This window comes from Nostoc sp. C057 (assembly GCF_013393925.1).
Taxonomy (GTDB): Bacteria; Cyanobacteriota; Cyanobacteriia; order Cyanobacteriales; family Nostocaceae; genus Nostoc; species Nostoc muscorum_A.
The window spans coordinates 3,338,666-3,358,665 of record NZ_CP040281.1; the positions used below are offsets into that span (position 1 = coordinate 3,338,666).

The 20,000-nt window shown below is 43.3% G+C and carries 22 protein-coding genes, 1 tRNA gene and 1 pseudogene; 16 read left to right on the forward strand and 8 right to left on the reverse strand.

Going from position 1 to position 20,000, the window contains the following annotated elements; genetic code table 11:
* Positions 1–60 precede the first annotated feature (60 nt).
* Both FD724_RS14500 and FD724_RS14505 read right to left on the reverse strand, forming a co-directional pair.
* A tRNA-Arg gene (locus FD724_RS14500) sits at positions 61–133 on the reverse strand.
* Positions 134–312: 179 nt separating this feature from the next.
* A complete protein-coding gene (locus tag FD724_RS14505) occupies positions 313–1,515 on the reverse strand; it encodes a murein hydrolase activator EnvC (protein WP_179073102.1) in 1,203 nt (400 codons plus the stop codon).
* 155 nt (positions 1,516–1,670) lie between these two features.
* Here FD724_RS14505 and FD724_RS14510 point away from each other — a divergent pair, with 155 nt between their 5' ends.
* The 4 genes from FD724_RS14510 to ylqF all read left to right on the forward strand — a co-directional run bounded on the left by FD724_RS14510 (position 1,671) and on the right by ylqF (position 5,184).
* Positions 1,671–2,012 (forward strand): hypothetical protein, encoded by a 342-nt coding sequence (locus FD724_RS14510; protein WP_179073103.1) that lies wholly within the window; start codon positions 1,671–1,673, stop codon positions 2,010–2,012.
* A 150-nt stretch (positions 2,013–2,162) separates the two neighbouring features.
* Positions 2,163–3,743, forward strand: a complete 1,581-nt coding sequence (locus FD724_RS14515) for an NAD(P)H-hydrate dehydratase (RefSeq protein ID WP_372726514.1) — start codon at positions 2,163–2,165, stop codon at positions 3,741–3,743.
* Between the two features lie 71 nt (positions 3,744–3,814).
* On the forward strand, positions 3,815–4,228 hold the full coding sequence (locus FD724_RS14520) for a VOC family protein (protein WP_179073104.1): 414 nt from the start codon (positions 3,815–3,817) through the stop codon (positions 4,226–4,228).
* A 74-nt stretch (positions 4,229–4,302) separates the two neighbouring features.
* Positions 4,303–5,184, forward strand: a complete 882-nt coding sequence (ylqF, locus tag FD724_RS14525; RefSeq protein ID WP_114081538.1) for a ribosome biogenesis GTPase YlqF — start codon at positions 4,303–4,305, stop codon at positions 5,182–5,184.
* A gap of 35 nt (positions 5,185–5,219) precedes the next feature.
* Here ylqF and FD724_RS14530 read toward each other — a convergent pair whose 3' ends face one another.
* Positions 5,220–5,465, reverse strand: a complete 246-nt coding sequence (locus tag FD724_RS14530) for a hypothetical protein (protein ID WP_256874563.1) — start codon at positions 5,463–5,465, stop codon at positions 5,220–5,222.
* A 49-nt stretch (positions 5,466–5,514) separates the two neighbouring features.
* On the opposite strand from FD724_RS14530, the gene FD724_RS14535 reads away from it, so the two are divergent.
* Positions 5,515–6,144 (forward strand): TenA family protein, encoded by a 630-nt coding sequence (locus FD724_RS14535; protein WP_179073105.1) that lies wholly within the window; start codon positions 5,515–5,517, stop codon positions 6,142–6,144.
* Between the two features lie 549 nt (positions 6,145–6,693).
* Here the strand turns inward: FD724_RS14535 and FD724_RS14540 are convergent.
* Positions 6,694–6,894, reverse strand: coding sequence for a hypothetical protein (locus FD724_RS14540; RefSeq protein WP_179073106.1), 201 nt, complete (start codon positions 6,892–6,894; stop codon positions 6,694–6,696).
* A gap of 56 nt (positions 6,895–6,950) precedes the next feature.
* Here FD724_RS14540 and FD724_RS14545 point away from each other — a divergent pair, with 56 nt between their 5' ends.
* Positions 6,951–7,862, forward strand: a complete 912-nt coding sequence (locus tag FD724_RS14545; RefSeq protein ID WP_179073107.1) for a S1C family serine protease — start codon at positions 6,951–6,953, stop codon at positions 7,860–7,862.
* Positions 7,863–8,143: 281 nt separating this feature from the next.
* A pseudogene (locus FD724_RS14550) lies at positions 8,144–9,438 on the forward strand (IS4 family transposase); the annotation flags it as partial.
* 184 nt (positions 9,439–9,622) lie between these two features.
* Here FD724_RS14550 and FD724_RS14555 read toward each other — a convergent pair.
* Positions 9,623–9,943 (reverse strand): hypothetical protein, encoded by a 321-nt coding sequence (locus FD724_RS14555; protein WP_179073108.1) that lies wholly within the window; start codon positions 9,941–9,943, stop codon positions 9,623–9,625.
* A 77-nt stretch (positions 9,944–10,020) separates the two neighbouring features.
* Here FD724_RS14555 and FD724_RS14560 point away from each other — a divergent pair, with 77 nt between their 5' ends.
* The 3 genes from FD724_RS14560 to FD724_RS14570 all read left to right on the forward strand — a co-directional run bounded on the left by FD724_RS14560 (position 10,021) and on the right by FD724_RS14570 (position 13,354).
* Positions 10,021–10,857, forward strand: coding sequence for a S1C family serine protease (locus FD724_RS14560; RefSeq protein ID WP_179073109.1), 837 nt, complete (start codon positions 10,021–10,023; stop codon positions 10,855–10,857).
* A complete protein-coding gene (locus tag FD724_RS14565; RefSeq protein ID WP_179073110.1) occupies positions 10,854–11,486 on the forward strand; it encodes a response regulator transcription factor in 633 nt (210 codons plus the stop codon). Before FD724_RS14560 ends, FD724_RS14565 begins: the two co-directional genes overlap by 4 nt.
* A gap of 233 nt (positions 11,487–11,719) precedes the next feature.
* Positions 11,720–13,354, forward strand: coding sequence for an alpha-D-glucose phosphate-specific phosphoglucomutase (locus FD724_RS14570; RefSeq protein ID WP_179073111.1), 1,635 nt, complete (start codon positions 11,720–11,722; stop codon positions 13,352–13,354).
* 122 nt (positions 13,355–13,476) lie between these two features.
* On the opposite strand, the gene zwf is transcribed toward FD724_RS14570, so the two are convergent.
* On the reverse strand, positions 13,477–14,856 hold the full coding sequence (gene zwf / locus FD724_RS14575; RefSeq protein ID WP_179073112.1) for a glucose-6-phosphate dehydrogenase: 1,380 nt from the start codon (positions 14,854–14,856) through the stop codon (positions 13,477–13,479).
* A 537-nt stretch (positions 14,857–15,393) separates the two neighbouring features.
* Here zwf and FD724_RS14580 point away from each other — a divergent pair.
* Positions 15,394–15,813: a hypothetical protein gene (locus FD724_RS14580; RefSeq protein ID WP_179073113.1), complete on the forward strand. Its 420-nt coding sequence runs from the start codon at positions 15,394–15,396 to the stop codon at positions 15,811–15,813.
* Between the two features lie 323 nt (positions 15,814–16,136).
* Positions 16,137–16,271, forward strand: coding sequence for a hypothetical protein (locus FD724_RS40890; RefSeq protein WP_256874564.1), 135 nt, complete (start codon positions 16,137–16,139; stop codon positions 16,269–16,271).
* Between the two features lie 355 nt (positions 16,272–16,626).
* Here the strand turns inward: FD724_RS40890 and FD724_RS14585 are convergent, their stop codons facing one another.
* Positions 16,627–17,202: a hypothetical protein gene (locus FD724_RS14585; RefSeq protein ID WP_179073114.1), complete on the reverse strand. Its 576-nt coding sequence runs from the start codon at positions 17,200–17,202 to the stop codon at positions 16,627–16,629.
* A gap of 339 nt (positions 17,203–17,541) precedes the next feature.
* Here FD724_RS14585 and FD724_RS14590 point away from each other — a divergent pair, with 339 nt between their 5' ends.
* Entirely contained in the window at positions 17,542–17,694 is a 153-nt protein-coding gene (locus tag FD724_RS14590) for a hypothetical protein (protein WP_179073115.1), read from the forward strand.
* A gap of 176 nt (positions 17,695–17,870) precedes the next feature.
* Complete coding sequence (locus tag FD724_RS14595) at positions 17,871–18,104, forward strand: EF-hand domain-containing protein (protein ID WP_179073116.1); 234 nt, start codon at positions 17,871–17,873, stop codon at positions 18,102–18,104.
* A 391-nt stretch (positions 18,105–18,495) separates the two neighbouring features.
* On the opposite strand, the gene FD724_RS14600 is transcribed toward FD724_RS14595, so the two are convergent.
* The gene (locus FD724_RS14600; RefSeq protein ID WP_163929712.1) at positions 18,496–18,693 is read right to left on the reverse strand and encodes an NblA/ycf18 family protein; all 198 of its coding nucleotides are present in this window, start codon (positions 18,691–18,693) and stop codon (positions 18,496–18,498) included.
* 290 nt (positions 18,694–18,983) lie between these two features.
* Here FD724_RS14600 and FD724_RS40895 point away from each other — a divergent pair, with 290 nt between their 5' ends.
* Both FD724_RS40895 and FD724_RS14605 read left to right on the forward strand, forming a co-directional pair.
* Positions 18,984–19,112, forward strand: coding sequence for a hypothetical protein (locus FD724_RS40895; protein ID WP_256874565.1), 129 nt, complete (start codon positions 18,984–18,986; stop codon positions 19,110–19,112).
* Positions 19,113–19,286: 174 nt separating this feature from the next.
* Complete coding sequence (locus FD724_RS14605; protein WP_163939579.1) at positions 19,287–19,793, forward strand: DUF1993 family protein; 507 nt, start codon at positions 19,287–19,289, stop codon at positions 19,791–19,793.
* Positions 19,794–20,000: the final 207 nt, after the last annotated feature.

Sequence of the window (20,000 nt, forward strand, 5' to 3'; positions counted from 1 at the left end):
CAGCCTATCTGCTTGAGTAGATATAGCCGAGACAATAATTGTCAATCGAAAAATAAAAAACGAGCGCGGAGGGATTTGAACCCCCGACCCACAGAACCGGAATCTGTTGCTCTATCCACTGAGCTACGCGCCCTTAATCTCACCCATTATAGCACGTCTATGATAAAGTTCTCAGCCTAGAAAAACTTGGTTTATTAAGGGACTTCCAAGAAATAAATTATCCAAATAAACGAACCACAGAGACACAGAGAACACAGAGGAATAAGGAGGAGAGAGTTTTTTGAGTATTTCTTTATTTGGAAGTCCCTAAGTTTACAGATAATTAGCTGGGTCTACTGGTGTACCATTCCGACGGACTTCAAAGTGGAGGTGGGGCCCAGTTGAGAAACCTGTGGAACCCACAGCACCGATCGCTTGTCCGCGTTCAACGGCTTGTCCTTCAGAAACATACAACTCGCTGGTATGTCCATAGAGTGTAGTAAGACCATTGCCGTGGTCAATAATTACCGCTCTGCCATAACCACCATACCACCCAGCAAAAATCACTCTGCCTGAATCGGCTGCCCGAATTTTACTACCATAGCTAGCGGCAAAATCTAACCCGGCATGAAAGCGACGATAGCCAAGGATTGGGTGTATCCGCCAGCCGAAGGGACTACTAGTAGAAGCGTCGCTAGGATATGCCATTACACCGGTTCCTCGAACGATCGCAGTCCGGCTGTTGGTTTTTGTTTGTGCCTCTTCTGTTGCTCTGGCTTCTCCTACCTTTCGTTGAATCAAGGCTTCCAGATTTTTGGATTCCCTCTCTAGCTGGTTTTGCGCTGCTTCCAAGGCTAGGCGATCGCTATTGAGGCGTTGAATCAATTCTGATTGTGATTCCGCCTGAGTTTGATAACCGACTTTTTGTGCCAGTAATTGCTCACGAATCAAGGCAATTTCGTTTTTTTGTTGTTCTATGCCCGTTTTTTGTTGATTTATCAGGTTTGCTTGGGCGTTGAGTTTTACCAAAATTTGCTCATCTGCCTGATACACTAACTTCAACTGATGACGACGACTGATAAAATCGCTGATATTTTCACTTTGGAGCAAAACTGCCCAGCCAACAGATGCAGGCGATCGCTGGAGATAACGTAATCGTGCTACTGTTGCTATTTGTCGCTCCTCGTAGGAGCGTTGTGCTACAGCTAAATCAGTTTCCAACTGCTGGAGGCGTTGGGTGGCGAGTTGTAATCGAGATTCGCTCTCTTGAATATAGCTATCTGTAGTTTGCAGATTTTGCTTTAAACCAGTGAGGTGTTTTTGGGCCTCTTGTTGGAGATTTGTTAAGCGATTGCGATCGCTAACCACACTCTGACGCTGCCGATTCATTTGTTGCTGCTGTTGTCGCAGAGTATCAATAGACCCTGCGGAAGTTGCGTGTACTGGAATTAATGGCGAACAAATCCACAAAATACAGCAAAATACAAGACATAAATAGCCAAAAATCAGATTTTTACGTAGAAATCGCGCTCTCATAGCGTGAGCCTAACTAAAACGATGCCTTCAAACACTATGAGGATTATTCCCAAAATTTGATTCACCCACTCCATGTATCAAATTGATCTGCCAAGTTGTAACACAAAGATTCTTGCTATGTCAGCATTGAACAGGTATATGGGGGAGTAAAGTGGATGAACACACGCAAAGCAATTCTCTTAATTACTTTGGTTTTTCCTGGGTTGGCAGTGGTGGGAGTATCGCTTTATTGGTTTAACCTGGATTATGCAGCACTGATCAAAGCTGAAAACTATGTGACTAACCTAGTAGAAGTGGGAAAAGTTAATGATAGGCAGTTAAAGTATGCTTACCATCGCACCTACATTCATCGCATCAATGTATTTGCTGATGGGACTTGGGGATTACTGGGAGGAGTAATCACAGCGCTAGGGATACATGGATTAGTCACGGTTAGGGATTGTCCAAGAAATGAATTAACCGCAGAGGCGCAGAGAACACAGAGTGAGGAGAAATAGAGAAGATTTTGGCGTTAGTTTTGAGATATTTTTTGATTGGGAAGTCCTTTAGAGATAATTGTGTGAAATCTGCTTAATTTTCAATTAACCTAAAACTCATAACTTAGCACGGGCTAAATACCCAGCGATCGCTAACAGGACTTAGGGCTGATGCAAAGGCAAGAAAAAATTTCACAAGTAATAGTGACTGCTGGGCAGATGCGCGATATTGAAGATCGGATCTTTGCAGCAGGAATGCCTGTAGTAGCTTTAATGGAAAAGGTGGCGGGATTAGTTGCCCGTCGGATTCAAGAGATCCCCCCAATTCCTCGTAAAAAGGGGTTGCCCCAAGCGGTGGGATCTCGTGTTGGAATTCTTGTCGGCCCTGGTCATAATGGTGGGGATGCTTTAGTAGTAGCCCGTGAATTACACTTTCGCGGGTATGAGGTTTGGATTTATGCTCCTTTTTCTAAGTTTAAGGAATTAACTTCGCACCACTTGCGGTATGCTCAGAGTCTGGGCATTCCAATTTATCAAACAATTGAGCAACTGCCAGATTCTGATTTGTTGATTGATGGCTTGTTTGGGTATGGTTTAGAAAGAAACCTGACTGATCCTATTGCCTCTGCAATTAATCAGCTAAATAAATTGTCTGTGCCGATTTATAGTATTGATTTACCTTCAGGTTTACATACCGATACTGGCGTTGTATTAGGAACTGCCATTCGCGCCACTCACACTTTTTGCTTGGGTTTATGGAAACTAGCTTTCTTCCAATATCGGGCGCTGGAATATCTTGGCAAAGCTGAGTTAATCGATTTTGATATTCCTTTAGCTGATGTAGAAGCTGTTATCAAAGATGCACCCAGCATTAAACGGATTACACCAACAACAGCACTCGCTACTTTACCCTTACCTCGCCCACCAGTTACCCACAAATATAAAGAAGGACATTTACTCCTGATTTGCGGTTCGCGGCGCTATGCCGGTGGAGCAATTTTAACTGGTTTGGGTGCTAGGGCTAGTGGTGTGGGGATGCTTTCTATTGCTGTACCCGAATCGCTAAAATCTCTTTTGGTGTCGCACTTGCCAGAAGCGCTAATCGTCGGTTGTCCAGAGACGGAAAGTGGAGCGATCGCTCAATTGCAATTACCCGAAAAAACCGATCTGACTTCCTTTAATGCGATCGCTTGTGGCCCCGGTTTAACACGAGATGCTGCTCCCATTGTGCAAGAGGTGATAGAAAGCGAACGCCCTTTGATTCTCGATGCCGATGGTTTAAATATTTTGGCACAAATGGGAGCGATCGCCACTTTAAAAAAACGTCTTGCTATAACCGTACTCACACCCCATACTGGCGAATTCCAGCGATTGTTTCCTGATGTCGCCGATGCTAAACATGACACAGTGAAAGCAGCACAGGAAGCAGCCTTACAAAGTGGGGCGGTGGTGTTGTTGAAAGGGGCGAGAACTGCGATCGCAAACCCTCAAGGTGGCATTTGGATGATTACTGAAAGCACACCCGCTCTGGCACGTGGAGGTAGTGGTGACGTATTAACTGGGCTACTAGGTGGATTGTTGGCACAAGCCGCAACTAAACAGATTTCTGTAGAAGATATTGTGGCAACTGCCGCTTGGTGGCATTCACAAGCTGGGATTTTAGCAGCCCAAGAGCGGACTGAATTGGGTGTAGATGCGTTTACATTGACACAATATTTACTAAAAGTTCTCAGTTTAGCTACCATACCTTAGCCAAAATAAGATGTTGGGATAAGGTAATAGGTGATAGGTGATAGGTGATAGGTGATAGGTGATAGGCAAATATGGTTTTCGAGTACACTAACGCATTTGTCACTATAGGATCGGTTAATTTTGATAAATTAGTAGATTTTTATACTAATTTTCTGGAGCAAAAAGCAGTTAGTTTGATTCCGAATGTCTATGCTGAGTTTAATTTGGTTGGTATGCGATTAGGTATTTTTAAACCCAAGAAGACAAACGAATCGGAATTTGAAGCGATGTCTAACGACAGCTCACTTTGTGTCTACGCCAAAAATAAGATAAGTTTGTGTTTAGAAGTGAGTAACTTAGAAGATGCGATCGCTCACCTAACAGCTTTAGGCTATCCTCCACCAGGAAATGTTTCCACTGCTTCCCACGGCAGAGAAATTTATGCCTATGACCCTGATGGCAATCGTCTGATTTTGCATCAAGCTGCTACAACAGAGAGTCATTAGTTATTAGTCATTGGTTTTGGACAAATGACAAATGACTAATGACAAAGGACAAATAACAAAGGACAAATAAAAAAATGGCTATAACTCAAAACTATAGATTAAACGTAATTCAATGGTATCCAGGTCACATTGCGAAAGCGGAAAAGAAGCTCAAAGAACAGCTTAAGCGCGTAGATGTGGTATTTGAGGTACGAGATGCCCGAATTCCCTTAGCGACTCATCATCCCCAAATAGGTGAGTGGGTAGAGGGTAAGACACGGGTATTGATACTTAACCGAGTAGATATGATTACGCCGCAAATGCGATCGCTGTGGATAGATTGGTTTAAACGTCAAGGGGAAGTCCCTTATTTTACCAACGCTCAACATGGTAAAGGTATAGCAGAAGTGGCGCGGGCAGCGCAAGCGGCCGGAGTAGAACTCAATCAAAGAAGAAGCGATCGCGGAATGTTACCTCGTCCAGTCCGGGCTGTGGTAATTGGTTTTCCCAATGTTGGTAAATCAGCTTTAATTAACCGCCTTTTAGGACGGCGAGTAGTGGAAAGTGCAGCCCGTCCTGGGGTAACTCGCCAATTGCGCTGGGTGCGAATTTCTGAACATTTGGAATTGTTAGATGCTCCTGGTGTCATCCCTCTAAGGTTAGAAGACCAAGACGCAGCATTGAAATTAGCCATTTGTGATGATATCGGCGAAGCATCTTACGATAATCAGCTAGTAGCAGCAGCCTTAGTGGATTTATTCAACTACTTGGAAGCTGTAACTACAGATTTGTTACCGAGAAAACCATTACAGTCCCGCTACCAACTCGATTCGACCTCAGACACCGGGGATACTTATCTACATGCTTTAGCAGAGCATCGTTACAAAGGTGATGTAGAGCGTGCTGCAAGGCAACTTTTAACAGATTTTCGTAAGGGGTTATTAGGTGAAATGAGTTTAGAATTGCCACCCAACTAGATTACAACGATTTTTAGCCCATTTTTGAGTAGCAGTTAAAAATCTGGACATTCAGCCTTGGTGACATCTGGGTGACAGTAGTACCGCAAAACTGTTTGGACGTTATCGCCGATCCAGTAGGCTACCTTTTCCGGCGATGCCCCAAATGCGATCGCGCAAGTAGCGAAGGTATGCCGAGTGCTATAAGCCTTTAGGTAGGGAACAACTTTCAGAAGATCAAAACAGGACAGAGCCACCGCCAAGCAAATATAGCTACGCCAAGCTGCGCGAACAGAAATCAAACCGGACTCTTATACCATTAAATAACAGTTGACAAATGACTTTTAACAAATGGCTTTATCTAACGAATTATGGGCAGCAAATCAAGACTTAGCCCAAGCTTGCCTAGAGCATCCTTTCGTTCAAGGCATTGGCAATGGTATTCTTGAGCAGGTAAAATTTGCCTACTACGTGGGGCAAGATGTTTTTTTCTTAGAAGCTTTTGCGCGGACGTACAGTATCGCCGCAGCTAAAGCACCAGACTGGTTAGGTTTTACCACATTTCATAACTTAGCGAGTTCAGTTTTAGAAGAACTACGGCTGCATAGTAGCTATGCTTCCCAGTGGGGAGTGAATTTACATTCTGTGGAAGCTGGCTATGCTACCCGCCGCTATACTGATTTTTTGTTAGCAACTGCTTGGGGTGGAGATGTGGGTTTGACTGCTGCGGCGATGTCTCCTTGTATGCGTTTGTATGGTTTCTTGGGAAAACAGTTGGCTCTTCATGGTATTCCTAATCATCAATATGCAGACTGGATTCGTACTTACAGTAGCATAGACTTTCAATCACTAATAAAACAATTAGAAACTTTAGTTGAGAATTATGCTACTAACAATGCTGTAGTGAATTCAACCTACCGTTATGCGATGTTTTGTGAGCATGAATTTTTTCAAGCTGCGTGGATTTCTGCTAATAAATAAGTAATTATATAGGACTCATATTTGATTTTTGAAAAAACTCCGTATAACTCAAAAAGAGTATAAGAGGATGTTTTAAAAGTCCTCTTCTCGGTAGTGAAAAGTTCTAGATCCCCCTAAATCCCCCTTAAAAAGACGTGTGTTCGACAAGTCTTATTTGACCTCTCCCCCAGCCCCTCTCCGACGCGGAGAGGGGAGCAAAAAGCGGAATTTTTCTTGCTCCACCCTTTCCGTTTCGGAGAGGGAGGCTGGGAGGGAGAGGTTCATTGAACTCACGTTAAAAAGGGGAACTTTGATTCCGATTCCCCCCTTTTTAAGGGGGCTTAGTAGGGGGGATCAATAAGTACCTAACATCACAGCCAACCACTTTTCAAACATCCTCTAAGGGAACTCCAATCAATAATTGAATATTTTTTTATTCCCCAAGCATTATTAGAGAATAAGCAGCCTATAGTGCAATACAGTACTTGTAGAGACGGCGATTTATCGCGTCTCAAAACCCACGATTTTGTACAAATAGCGCTTAACCCAAGCGTATTGGTCTATAGCGCTTTAACCTACGTAACTAGGATTGACGTATGTGTGTAGCCCGCACTTCTCTACGAGACGCTGCGCGTAGCTTGCTTCCACGTTCGCGTAGTGTCCCGTAGGGAAGTAACCCGCCGCAGGCATTGCTCTTTGGGAAAAAACTTTTTGGTTTACCGATCCTAGCCATTTTTCTAGGATGAGTTCTCCCCATTTTTCCGATGTCATCTGTGTTGAGAAAAGGACACGATATGAATATCTAAGAATGTTTTTGGAAAAATCTTATGTCTTCATTAATGGCTTTGTCCAACAGTTTAGCTGACACGGTAGAACAAGCTGGAATTGCTGTAGTTGCTGTGAATGGGGGTACTCGTGTTTCCCCAAGTGGCATTCACTGGCGTAATGGCATCATTGTTACCTCTGATGAGTCTCTCCAGCGCTATGACGACATCATCATCACTCTATCAAATGGTAGTACTGTACCAGTAACACTTGTTGGGCATGACTCTAGCACCGATATAGCTGTTTTTAAGCTAGAAAATCTAGAAATTCCTGTGGCAAAAGTTGGCGATGCCAAAACGCTCAAAGTTGGTCATCTGGTGTTAGGACTGGCAAGAGGTAGCGAAGGTGACTTAAGGGCGGCGATGGGTGCGGTGAGTGTAGTTAGCGGTGCATGGCGCAGTATGAATGGCGGAAATATTGACCAATTTATCCGCCCAGACATCACCCTTTTTTCTGGTTTTGCAGGTGGGCCGCTCGTAGATGCTGCTGGTTTTGTGGTAGGTATGAATACATCGGGGCGGCGTGGTACTGCTCTGACTATTCCCAGTGCTACAGTTGATCGCGTGGTTGACCAATTGGTAGCAAAAGGACGCATTTCAAAAGGCTACTTGGGTGTAGGAATGCAACCTGTACGTTTACCAAATAACCTGAAAACTGCTCTCAATTTAACTTCTGCAACTGGGGTAATTGTCGTTAATGTTGAGTCTTCTGGGCCTGCTGATAATGCAGGTATGTTGCTTGGCGATGTTTTAGTAACGTTCGATGGCGTAACTGTGGGCGATACAGGTGATGTTTTGGCGTTGCTCAATAGTAGCGATCGCATTGGTAAAACCGTCAACCTGCAAGTTGTCCGGGGTGGAGTGTTAATTGAGTTAGCGATCGCAGTTGGCGAACGACCTAATAAGGAGGAATAAGTGTGAGCAGGGGCATCCGTGAGAGGTTAGAACAAAGTGTTTTTTGTCAATCAGTTAAAATACTCAAAAAATCTTAAACAAGAATGATAATCGTGTTGAGGGTAGGGGAGGAGGTGAGCGACGCTCACCTCCTCCCCACCTATATTTGATTATCATTATCTTTAAAATGTTTAACTGCTTTTATAGGAGATGAAAAAGTATTGTAACGACGTAAAAAGTGGGCAGCATTGTTAGGTAAATTCAATTATCAAATGAGGGAATGAAAAGTTTGGTCTACCATTATGCCCAAGCGACAAAAACAAAACTCTGACCACGCGCACAAACATAATACTCCTACTATAGATAATGAGGCGATTTCTCAACACTTAGAAGCTTTATTAACACCAGCAGTTTTTGCTCAACAAAAATATTACAAGCAATTAGGATTACGAGATAGAATTCTGAATTTATCCTTAATGGTGGCAGCAGTATTAACACTGTTGTGGCGACAAGTTCCTGGCATTCAAGAGTTGAATCGTCTGTTAGCACGAGAAGGTTTATTATGGTGTCCTGTTACTAAAGTTGCCCAACAATCTCTTTCTGAAAGATTTTTAGTATTTCCATCTGAATTATTTGAGCGAGTATTTAAAGATCTGCTCCCTCAATTGCAATTTAATTGGCAGCAACGGCTCAGGCGCCACTACCAGATAGTGTTAAGTTTACACTGCGTAATTTTGAACGAATTTGGATTGCTGATGGGTCAACTCTAGAAGCTTTATTTCGGAAGTTAAAAAGCCTGGAAGACTTGAAAGCAGGGCAACTAGCAGGTAAGATTTGTACAATTATTGATTTGGTAACTCGCTTACCTGTCGAAGTTTGGTTTCACACTAATCCCGCAGCATCAGACACTAATTTTGAAGCGGCATTACTAAATTTACTGCCTGCTAAAACTCTGATTTTACTTGACAGAGGTTTTTATCATTTTCAATTTTTGCAACAACTTATTAACCAAGAAGTTCATTTTGTTACACGTTTAAAAGTTAAAGCATCTATTAAATACTTAAAGATTTTTAGCTATGACCATTCGCTTAAAGACCGATTAATTCAACTTGGTACTATTCGTCGTGGCGCACCAGTACTGACTTTACGTCTAATTGAAATAAAAGTCGGTAAAACTAGCTATTCTTACATTACTTCTGTCCTAGACCCGCAAATATTACCTCCCTACGTTGTTGCTGACTTATATCGGAAAAGATGGAGGATTGAAGAAGCTTTCTATGTGGTCAAACGTTTATTGGGACTTTCGTATTTATGGACTGGTTCTATTAATGGTGTGAAGTTACAAGTGTGGGCAACTTGGCTCTTTTATGCAGTATTGGTTGACTTGGGAGATGCGGTTGCAGACGAATTATCTCTGCCATTTGACCGCATTTCTTTAGAGATGATTTTTCGTGGTTTATATCATTTTAGCGTCGCCTATGACAAAGGTAAGGCGGATGACCCAATTCAGTACTTCGCTGCCAAAGAAAATCAAGATTTAGGAGTAGTTAAAGCCCTGCGAAAACCAGTCTCCAAGCTGGATTTATCGCCTTTTCCCGCACCCTCTTGACAAAAGTGCAATCACTCTAACCTCTCACTGATGGAGCAGGGGAGGCAGGGGAGCAGGGGAGCAGGGGAGCAGGGGGGAAGAATCCGATCGTCATCTAAAAATTGGATCATTTAATTTCTGGAAATCCCTTAACTAGCTCTGTCAAGAAGATTTATCTAGATTTTCTATTCATTCAAGCCTCTAAACTCGGAACTTCGACCTTTTTACTCGAACGTTGAGCTTCTGAACTCGGAACTTCAACCTTTTTGCTCGGACGTTGAGCCTTTGAACTCGGAACTTCAACCTTTTTGCTCGAACGTTGAGCCTCTGAACTCGGAACTTTGACCTTTTTACTCGAATGTTGAGCCTCTGAACTCGGAACTTCAACCTTTTTACTCGAACGTTGAGCCTCTGAACTCGGAACTTCGACCTTTTTGCTCGAACGTTGAGCTTCTAAACTCGGAACTGTCAAAATTTGCTTTCCAAAGTTGGGTTGACTGATATCTTGCAGCATTCTCAATTATCCCAACTCGACTAAAAACTATTGTCAGCCAACAGATTCTACTTTGACATGGGGAAAAATTGTATAACATGGCAAACACAACATTAACTAATATTGCTGCTGAATTGACAGAGGTAGCTACTAAACTACGCCTACGCACTGTCAAAGTGAAAAGTGGTTCTCTAGGAATCGGTTCCGGTGTAATTTGGCAATCTGACGGGCTAATTATCACTAATGCTCATGTGGCAACCAGCAACCGTGCAACTGTGGAATTGGCAGATGGAAGAGTATTTGATGCGGTGCGTACACAGTTTGATCCACAGCAGGATTTAGCAGCGCTGAAAATTGTCGCCACTGATTTAACTGCTGCAAGCATAGGCAATTCTGAGGCGCTACGAGTAGGTGAATTAGTCTTGGCGGTGGGTAATCCCTTTGCTGACAGTGGTGCTGTGACAACTGGAATTATCTATGCAAATAATTCGCGGGCTGTTATGGCTGATTTGCAACTATATCCTGGAAACTCTGGGGGGCCACTTGCTAACTGTCTCGGTCAAGTCGTGGGAATTAACACCATGATTGTTAATGGTTTGGCTGTGGCAGTTCCCAGCAACACCGTTGAGCGTTTTTTACAGGGAAATAGTCGTCTGCAACTGGGAGTCACGCTGCAACCTGTGCTTTTAGCTAGGCGTAGCTTGGGTTTATTGGTGTTGTCAATTTTACCTAGTAGTGCAGCAGAAATTGCTGGTGTACAAATCGGCGATATTTTAATTGGAGTTTCGGGACGATTATTCACTAGCGTGAATGATTTAACTAAATATCTCCATGACAGTAAAGGATCTGTGCCCCTACAACTCCTACGCGGTGGGCAGCAATTAGTGATTTATGTTGCAGTGCAGTCTGGAAAAACTGCTGTGGAGGCGACGTGATTCGGGTAATGGTAGTTGCCACTTCCCCTGTTGTGCGGGCAGGGTTATCAGCTGTGGTGACTACCAATCCTCGGCTGACGGTTGTGGGGAGTGCATCCGATTTGGATGAATTGGCAAGGGAAGTTGGGCAATTACAACCAGATGTGGTGCTGGTAGATTTGAGTAGTAACCTTCAACAATCGGTGTGGGAAAAATTACTGCTTATTCAAGAACAGCAATACCCATTAGGAACGATCGCCATTATTGAGGAACTCGACAGCATCGACTTAGAGACGGCGTTACGTTCTGGTATCCGGGGGATATTACCCAGCACTAGCACAGAGTTAGAAATTGTCGCTGCTGTAGAGGCGATCGCTTTTGGTTTAGTGGTGCTGCACCCGGATGCTATAGAATTACTGTCTATTCGAGAAAAAGTGGTGGCAAATCCTGTACAAACATTGACACCACGCGAGATAGAAGTTTTAGGTATGCTTGGTTCAGGGTTGGGGAATAAAGCAATCGCTAAACGGTTGCAGATTTCTGAGCATACCGTCAAATTTCATCTCTCATCTATTTTTCAAAAGCTCAGTGTCTCCAGCCGTACTGAGGCTGTTGCTGTGGGTGTGCGACTGGGTTTGATTATGCTGTGATTACAATACTTGTAGGTTAAAGGGAAAAGGAGTGGAAGGCTTGATATATAAAGTTTTTTCCTCTTTAACATGAGTCCCTTTCCCCCAAAACCTGACAAGTATTGTAACCCCACCCCTAAAAAGTGATATTAGGGATTTACGCCTGCCATTTGGTACATGATACGTGGCAATTTTTTGTAACAAACTTATGTAAAGCTGTAAAAAGAAAATGCCTTGTTAAATAAACAGTATCTATGAACATACGTAAAGTCTCTACTACTCCCTTAAGCGACCAAAAGCCCGGTACTTCTGGGCTGCGGAAATCAGTTAAGGTTTTTCAGCAGCCCCACTACCTGGAAAATTTTATCCAATCCATCTTCGATTCTGTGGGGGACTTGCACTCTCAAACTTTAGTCTTGGGTGGTGATGGTCGTTATTACAATCGCCAAGCTATTCAAATCATTTTGAAAATGGCTGCGGCCAATGGTATCGGGCGGATTAAAGTTGGTCAATGGGGAATTTTGTCTACTCCTGCGACTTCCGCGATTATTCGCAAGTATCAGGCTATTGGTGGCATCATCTTGTCTGCTAGCCATAATCCGGGCGGGCCAAATGGTGACTTTGGGGTGAAATATAATATTAGCAATGGTGGCCCAGCACCGGAAAAGGTGACAGAGGCGATTTACGATCGCAGTAAAGTCATTGATAGCTACCAAATTCTGGAAGCACCAGATGTAGATTTAGAAACTTTAGGTGAGTCACATTTGGGAGAGACGGTAGTTGAGGTGATTGACTCCGTACAGGATTATCAAGAGTTAATGGAGTCTCTGTTTGATTTTGAGCGGATTCAGCAACTATTGACAAGAGGAAATTTTCGGTTCAGCATTGATGCCTTACACGCCGTAGCTGGCCCTTATGCCCATGCCATTTTTGAGCAACGTTTGGGCGCACCAGTGGGAACTGTGCAAAATGGTACACCCCTGGAAGACTTTGGGGGCGGACATCCTGACCCAAATCTTGTTTATGCTCATGATTTGGTAGATATTTTGTACGGAGAGAATGCGCCAGATTTTGGAGCAGCTTTTGATGGAGATGGCGATCGCAATATGATCTTAGGGCGTAAGTTCTTTGTCACCCCTAGCGATAGTCTTGCAGTGTTAGCCGCAAACGCCAAGCTAGTCCCTGGTTATAGTGAGGGTTTAGCCGGGGTAGCGCGATCGATGCCTACTAGCCAAGCAGTAGATCGAGTTGCTGCTCAGATTGGGATTAAATCTTACGAAACACCCACTGGTTGGAAGTTTTTCGGCAATCTCTTAGACGCGGGTAAAGCAACTCTCTGCGGTGAAGAAAGTTTTGGTACCGGTTCTAACCATATCCGCGAAAAAGATGGGCTATGGGCTGTGCTGTTTTGGCTGAATATCCTCGCAGTCCGGCAACAATCTGTTGAGCAGATTGTACGGGAACACTGGCAGACTTATGGACGCAATTATTACTCCCGCCATGACTATGAAGAGATACAGACAGAGCAAGGCAACACTTTAATAGAAAGACTGCGTTCTTTATTGCCAAATCTTAAAGGCAAGCAATTCGGTAACTATCAAGTTGAATACAGTGATGACTTTAGTTATACCGACCCTGTTGATGGCAGCATTAGCGAGCAACAAGGTGTTCGCATTGGCTTTACCGATGGCTCCCGTATTGTAGTGCGACTTTCTGGTACGGGGACTCAAGGTGCAACCCTAAGAGTTTATCTAGAAAGCTACGAGCCAGATCCCGCCAAACATGACCTCGATCCACAGCAAGCACTTGCTTCTTTAATCACTATTATCCAAGATATCGCCCAGATCCGCGAACTGACAGGACGGGAACAGCCAACTGTAATTACCTAGTACTTTGCTCCCGCTAATTTTGAGGTTTGTAGTAAGGACTAAAGTTCTTACTACGAACTTGCTTACCATTGCCATTAATTGGTGAAGCCCCAATATTTTGCCAAGTCTATGAGCAATATATCCTACTCTCTAGATAAGGGATTGTACCAATCATCCATTGGCGAGAGCAGTTTATCTGACTCAGGTGGACCCCATGTATTTGGCTCATACTCGTAAATGGGTGTGACGTTATCGAGAATTGGCTGAACAATCCGCCATTCCTCTTCAACCGTATCTTCCCGTACAAACAAGGTAGGATCGCCCCGCATGGCATCACCCAATAGACGCTCATAGGGTTCCATCTCGTCGCCACCTCCGTAAAAGGCCAGGAGTTCAACCGCAGAACCGCTCATATCTTCTCCAGGGATTTTAGTGCGAGCGCCCAATCCCACAATTACCTCTGGATCTAGTAAAAAACGAACATAATTAGCGTTTTCTTTTCTTTCCTCCTGGAACACATTCAAAGGTGGACACTTGAGCTTGACCATCACCTCAGTAGTTTTAACAGGTAATTTTTTCCCAGCCCGGATGTAGATGGGAACTCCTGACCACCGCCACGTATTAATAAATAACCGCACGGCAACAAACGTTTCTACTTGAGAGTCAGCAGAAACACCTTCTTCGTTGCGGTAATCAGAAAATTGACCGCGAATAATATCATCGGGTTGCAGTGAAGGTATAGCTTTGAGAATACGTTCTTTTTCATCTCGAATGGAATCGGCCGCCGTACTAGCGGGAGCATCCATGCACACTGAAGCCAATACTTGCAGCATGTGGTTTTCCACCACATCCCGAATTGCACCAGTCTCTTCATAGAAGCGTCCCCTTCCTTGAATGCCAAAGTCCTCTGCCATCACAATCTGGATGCTTTCAACATAGTTGCGATTCCAGATAGGTTCAAGAAAAGAGTTGCCAAACCGAAAATAGAGTAAATTCAGCAGTGGTTCTTTGCCCAGGTAATGATCGATGCGATAGATGGATGATTCGGGAAAAACCGATGCCAGAATTTGATTTAACTCACGTGCCGATTTCAAATCCCGTCCAAATGGTTTTTCAATTACCACCCGCGCATTTTTAGCACAGCCTGATTTACCCAATCCTGATACTACTTGTGCAAACAGGCTCGGTGGAATTGCCAAATAGTAGAGGGGATGAGTGGCATCACCAAGGGCTTGACGTAATTTTTCGTAAGTTTCTGGTTTGTTGTAGTCACCAGCAACGTACTGGAGTTGACCAGAAAGTTTCTCAAATGCGGCTTGATCTATACCACCATTATGTTCTAGGCTATCACGTGCCCTTTCCCTAAGTTGATCCGTTGTCCAAGGTCGTCCGGCAACCCCAATTACTGGGACATTAAGATTGCCCCGCCGTACCATTGCCTGAAGGCTGGGGAAGATTTTCTTGTAGGCCAAGTCACCTGTTGCCCCAAAAAATACCAGTGCGTCTGAATCAGGAGTTTCCATGACTAACCTCTCTAAGAATTAGCTTTTTAAAGTTGTGACTTCTGAATTCTTGCTTGTGGATTCTTTTGCAATTGGTATCAGAAAGCGCGACACTGATCAGAATTATACTCAGGGATTTCCGAAAAATAAATCATACCAATTTGGGATTTTAAATTAAAAATCCTTGCAAATTCTTAAAAATCTTAAAAATAACACTCCGGTAGATATAGGAATCCGGTTTGATTACTGAAATCATTTGCGTAGGTAGGCAATAGGCAAGAGGATTTCAGAAGACTACGCTCCACCTAAACGAAGCGATCGCTCTTTGAGGAAAAACTTTTTGGTTTACTGTTTTTTAGTTAATGTGTCAGTTTAATTATTGTCCACTCAGTAAATACAACAGGCTTTGGGCTAAAATTACGTTTTAGTGTGTGTAATTATCCAAATATCCTTATTTTAGATAACATTGCTGTTGTCTAAAAATTAGAGATATGAGGATTAGCGATCGCACTGAAATTTGATTGTTCACCAATCGTAAGATTTTTAGAGGGTACTACCATGCAATATCTGCTAAAACGCGCATTCCTACCTGGCTTGATGGCTGCTACTTTAGCTGGTACTAGCTTAATCCCGATTCAACCTGCTTCTGCTGATGACCGAGTTATTAATAATGCAGCCATTGGAGCCGGGGCAGGTGTATTAAGTGGAGTTGTAACAAATTGTGGTTCCGTATTAGACAATGCTTTTAAAGGTGCTGCTGCTGGTGCTGCTGTTAATGCTGCCAATGGTGCAAGAAGCAACAGAGCCAGAAGAAGAAACGGACGTTTACCTGTTCAAGATATCGGTGTAGGTGCTGGTGCTGGTGTATTGGCAGGTGCAATTTCTGGTGGTTGTAGAACTACCTGGAAAAATGGTGTCAATGGTGCTGCTGCTGGTGCTGCGGTTAATTTATTAGATAGAAGACCCAGAAGAAGATAAGAAGATCAGCAACAACCAGAAGATTAATGAGAGTTCGTTTCCTCCATGTCCTGTTCTCCCTATGGAGGAAATTGGTCAGAGGGCTGTTGTTGTATTTCACCCGCAATTCATATCACATCTCACCCGGAGGGGAGTGTGATATGAATTGCGGTTTCAGCTAAATATTCAAGCGACCCTGGAGTAAACATTAGATACGTTTGCCCTACTACGGATAGAGAGATCGCTGCTACTGTTTTTGATTCTTTCTGATAGGCGCAGAAACTGACCCCGTTTTTAATTGGAGTAGGCGCTGAGTCAGGTCGGATTGAGTCAGCAAATGTAATATGGCTGGAGTACAACAAGGACAAAACAATGGTTCAAGGGGAAGCATGACTATTACTGTCTCAGATTTGTATATTGAGTTAGGCATTCATGGTGTATGTACTAACGACACCAGTATATGTGACGAACTAATTTAAGGGACTCTTATCAATCTTCTCGTTTTTCATGATGAGTTTAACGATTAGAAAAACTCACTTCCGGTGCGATCGTTTGTACCACAACCGCTATCACAGGCGTTCTGGGTACTATTCAATTCAGAGGTGAATGGCACTAAGTTAATCGCAAAGCCCTGATATAACTTGCTTTTTGAGTGTGGAGAGTGTGGGAAGGGTGGGGAGTATCGGAGGTGTGGGGAGGGTGGGGAGAAAGAGGAGAAATTGAATAACTGCACATCAATGAACGCTGCATTGCCTCCCACACCCCCCACACCTCCCACCCTTCCCTGTCCTCCCACCCCTCCCACCCCTCCCACACCCTGCCAGCAAGGAGGTTTCAGCTTTTCTTAGTGCCATTCAATTCAGAAGTAGTAGTTGCACCGACTGCCATTACTTGAGACCATTCACTGACGCGGTTGTTATCTAAGACGGCTCGCACTCGATAACCAAGCTGAATTTTATGCATTAGCAAGATCAAATCACGGTTGAGTAATCCTTGTGATTTTTCGTTTTCATTAGATGCAGCTTGTATACGAAAGCAGCGATCGCTTTGTCGTTTTAATTTGGGAGACTTGCCTTCCATCAGTACCGTTTGCAGTTCGTATGCTTCAGCTTCAGGATATGCTTCCCAGCAAAGTTGCCAGTAAGTCGACCAGCGAATTAACTGGGCTGGTAATTCCTCGACTTCATCCGACAATGTAGACACAAGTCGGGTGACTGAAGGTTGTACCACTTGAGGCTGACTGGAGGTGATATCAGCAGTTACAGGGTTTATAAATCCTGGTTGCCCAACCTTCTGTGCAGCTATAGATGAACCATCATCAACAATTAGTATCAGCCCGAATATCAAAGTTAACAGCAGCATCAATCGTAGGCATTGTAATTGCACTAACGACAAGATTTTCAGATTCATAATTATGCAAAAGTTAATTGCTTAGGCACAAGCTAAGAAAAAAGATACCAGCCGTCATAAAAGAGATCCACGCTACACAACGAGCAGCTAAGAACACGGCTGGTATAGGAGTGAAAGCAATCTCCCCTTACCACTCCACAGGTAGAATAATGCTGCCGTTGTCGGCATAGATTGTTCGAGAACGGATCTCTGTTCTGGGAGCTAATGTAGAATTGAAGACTGCGCTTCTTTGCCCAAGTGCTGAGTCGTTGCCGATCCTGCCCAAACATTAGATCAGTGGTTGACTGCACAATCGATTGATCTTTTTGCCTGCAAGTTGTTCGTCAGCAATCCTATGGAATGTATACTGCTGACCCGCAGGCAATTGGAGTTGGTTTCTTTGCTTTCTGGCGATCGCCTACGGCGGGCGCTTGCGCCATCGCAGTCTGCGAATTCAAGGGTGGAGTGGATGGCGTAAATCATCTGTTGATTGCCGTGTTTGGCAGACATTAAATCTTTTGTTACTCAACGGTCAATACGGTGTAACCCCTGTAACCCACAGCGTACACCTGATCTAAGCCCCAGCGATAGCCGTTTCTACGTCTAAAGATACAAGTTTATTTAATTTTGAGAGATTGATCAGAGATTAATGAGATATTAAGTTGAAAAACTAATTCAGATAGAAACTTATGACAACCGAGCAAGAGCTTCAATCTCTTTTTAATACCTTAGATAGCGATCAAGACGGTAAAGTATCCATTAATGATCTTTTTTTAAGTCCTGGCTTAAGTGCAATCGTCTCATCCGAAACAAATACCACTAGTCCCCAGGAATTACTAGTAAATTATGATTCAGACGAAGACGGTAGTATTACCTTTGAAGAGTTAAAGGAAGCAGTTGAGAAAGCACATAATTTAACCTAGCAACCTAATTCCTAACACCCAATACCCAAAAATCCTGAAGCTGAAATTGCAGCAAGGTTTGCACAGCGCTGGTCAGTTCTACCAACAGCTAGTCTCCACAATAGGCTCGGCTGTTGGCATTGCTGATGGTGAGCCTTACTGGAACGCATACCTGGGGTAGTGGCTCCTTTGGGTTAACTTTGGGAGCAGGTGTACGTCTGTGGTGTGCGATTGGCTCTTTGCTGTGTAGGTCAAAGTAGTTCACTGTTCCATCAAAACTGTTACTGTGAGTCGGTTATTGTACAGTTTCCTCTTTTGGAAGCAAATAATCTCTATTGCCTTGCCCTTGAAAAAGACAATTTTGTGTTCGTTATCTTGTCCGTCGCTTAAAGTAACGGGAGCAAGGTTTGTTTTAGCCCAAGATTGAACCTGAACCAACTTCCCACTGATGTTTGAGCAATTCTTGGTAAGTCTTTTCCCTTATCATCATCTGCTGATACAGCATCAGCAAAAACTCTTGAGCTTGTTCACGGGACATCTGCTGCACTTGATCAGAGAAAGTTCTAAGGCTAAATTCTTGTTCTAAAGATAATTCAATGGGTTGATTCATCGCTTTTATTACCTACTCTTTTATTTGAGTTTGCTTATGTAAGCAAATATTGCTTTATATAAATAAATATTACGATGGCTTTACAAAAATCAAAGGGGTGTAAACCGTACCGGCGTAGGCTAGAAATGCCGTATCTGCTGCTGAAAACCTTTATATCACTCCATTGTGGCAACCCAAGTAAAACCTAAGTTCTAAATTTTCTCACTTTGAGGTTTTAAAAGTATTTTTAGCCTCTGCTTGCGGCTGGCGATCGCCTACGGCGGGCGCTTGCGCCATCGCTGTTGGAGAAGATGGGCAATACTTTGGGCAAGAGTGGTGAGTGTCGCAGCGTGATGCTGAAGTTTGAGAATGTGAATATGACAAATTTGCTCAACTGGTTACAGATGCGCCACAGTGGAATGAATGGATGGATGGCGTGAGAAAGGGGCGATGAAAGATCGTCCAGAGTTGTATGAGTTCGTTCAAAACATTCAGTATCTTTGGATCTGTGACTAAATTTGGTTCCATATTCTTTGACACAACATCACAGTCAATACCCCCTAATATTAGATGGGCGGCTCAAAGTCGTTTGAACTTTTTCTGGAGAAATTTCAATGACCATTTCAATGTACCAAGCTTTAATACCCGTGTCTATTCGCACACTGAATAACCTTACAAACATTCTTGAAAAAGGTGCTGCTTATGCTGAAACTAAAAAAATAGATCCTTCTGTGTTGATTAATAGTCGTCTATCCCCAGATATGTTTCCATTATCAAAACAAGTGCAAATTGCCTCTGACATAGTAAATAGAGGTGCCGCACGGCTAGCTCTTATAGAACCACCTAAATTCGAGGACAATGAAACTACATTTCCTCAACTTATTGACCGCATTCAAAAAACTATCTCTCATTTAAATACGTTTAAACCTGAACAAATTGACGGTTCAGAAGAAAGAGAAATTACCCTACAAATGCGTGACAATACTCTCTCTTTTGAAGGAATGCCATATCTGTTCTATTTTGTTTTACCAAATCTTTATTTCCATGTCACAACAGCATATAACATTCTCAGACACTGCGGTGTCGAACTTGGCAAACAGGACTTCCTTGGTCAGCCTTAATTAGAGCAATATCTAACGCAATTTTTTCGAGAATTTCCGATCTTGCTTGGGTTAGTAAAAAATAGACTTCTTGACTTCTTGGCATTGTGGGTAAAAGTTTTTTCTTCAACATTTCCCTTCTCTCTTTCTCGATAATTACACTGGCTTGAATCTCGCCGATTAATTAGTAAAATCTAATACTATAGGATTAGCCCTTTCAAGGTGTGT

What these genes read in the sequence shown, in the direction of transcription:
- FD724_RS40895 (WP_256874565.1), top strand. Translation starts at nt 18,984, where the DNA reads ATGGGCAATACTTTGGGCAAGAGTGGTGAGTGTCGCAGCGTGATGCTG.
- FD724_RS14585 (WP_179073114.1), bottom strand. Translation starts at nt 17,202, where the DNA reads ATGAATCTGAAAATCTTGTCGTTAGTGCAATTACAATGCCTACGATTG.
- FD724_RS14595 (WP_179073116.1), top strand. Translation starts at nt 17,871, where the DNA reads ATGACAACCGAGCAAGAGCTTCAATCTCTTTTTAATACCTTAGATAGC.
- FD724_RS14505 (WP_179073102.1), bottom strand. Translation starts at nt 1,515, where the DNA reads ATGAGAGCGCGATTTCTACGTAAAAATCTGATTTTTGGCTATTTATGT.
- FD724_RS14535 (WP_179073105.1), top strand. Translation starts at nt 5,515, where the DNA reads ATGGCTTTATCTAACGAATTATGGGCAGCAAATCAAGACTTAGCCCAA.
- FD724_RS14515 (WP_372726514.1), top strand. Translation starts at nt 2,163, where the DNA reads ATGCAAAGGCAAGAAAAAATTTCACAAGTAATAGTGACTGCTGGGCAG.
- FD724_RS14570 (WP_179073111.1), top strand. Translation starts at nt 11,720, where the DNA reads ATGAACATACGTAAAGTCTCTACTACTCCCTTAAGCGACCAAAAGCCC.
- FD724_RS14600 (WP_163929712.1), bottom strand. Translation starts at nt 18,693, where the DNA reads ATGAATCAACCCATTGAATTATCTTTAGAACAAGAATTTAGCCTTAGA.
- ylqF (WP_114081538.1), top strand. Translation starts at nt 4,303, where the DNA reads ATGGCTATAACTCAAAACTATAGATTAAACGTAATTCAATGGTATCCA.
- FD724_RS14560 (WP_179073109.1), top strand. Translation starts at nt 10,021, where the DNA reads ATGGCAAACACAACATTAACTAATATTGCTGCTGAATTGACAGAGGTA.
- FD724_RS40890 (WP_256874564.1), top strand. Translation starts at nt 16,137, where the DNA reads ATGGCTGGAGTACAACAAGGACAAAACAATGGTTCAAGGGGAAGCATG.
- FD724_RS14520 (WP_179073104.1), top strand. Translation starts at nt 3,815, where the DNA reads ATGGTTTTCGAGTACACTAACGCATTTGTCACTATAGGATCGGTTAAT.
- FD724_RS14510 (WP_179073103.1), top strand. Translation starts at nt 1,671, where the DNA reads ATGAACACACGCAAAGCAATTCTCTTAATTACTTTGGTTTTTCCTGGG.
- FD724_RS14590 (WP_179073115.1), top strand. Translation starts at nt 17,542, where the DNA reads ATGTATACTGCTGACCCGCAGGCAATTGGAGTTGGTTTCTTTGCTTTC.
- zwf (WP_179073112.1), bottom strand. Translation starts at nt 14,856, where the DNA reads ATGGAAACTCCTGATTCAGACGCACTGGTATTTTTTGGGGCAACAGGT.
- FD724_RS14545 (WP_179073107.1), top strand. Translation starts at nt 6,951, where the DNA reads ATGTCTTCATTAATGGCTTTGTCCAACAGTTTAGCTGACACGGTAGAA.
- FD724_RS14580 (WP_179073113.1), top strand. Translation starts at nt 15,394, where the DNA reads ATGCAATATCTGCTAAAACGCGCATTCCTACCTGGCTTGATGGCTGCT.
- FD724_RS14555 (WP_179073108.1), bottom strand. Translation starts at nt 9,943, where the DNA reads ATGCTGCAAGATATCAGTCAACCCAACTTTGGAAAGCAAATTTTGACA.
- FD724_RS14540 (WP_179073106.1), bottom strand. Translation starts at nt 6,894, where the DNA reads ATGACATCGGAAAAATGGGGAGAACTCATCCTAGAAAAATGGCTAGGA.
- FD724_RS14605 (WP_163939579.1), top strand. Translation starts at nt 19,287, where the DNA reads ATGACCATTTCAATGTACCAAGCTTTAATACCCGTGTCTATTCGCACA.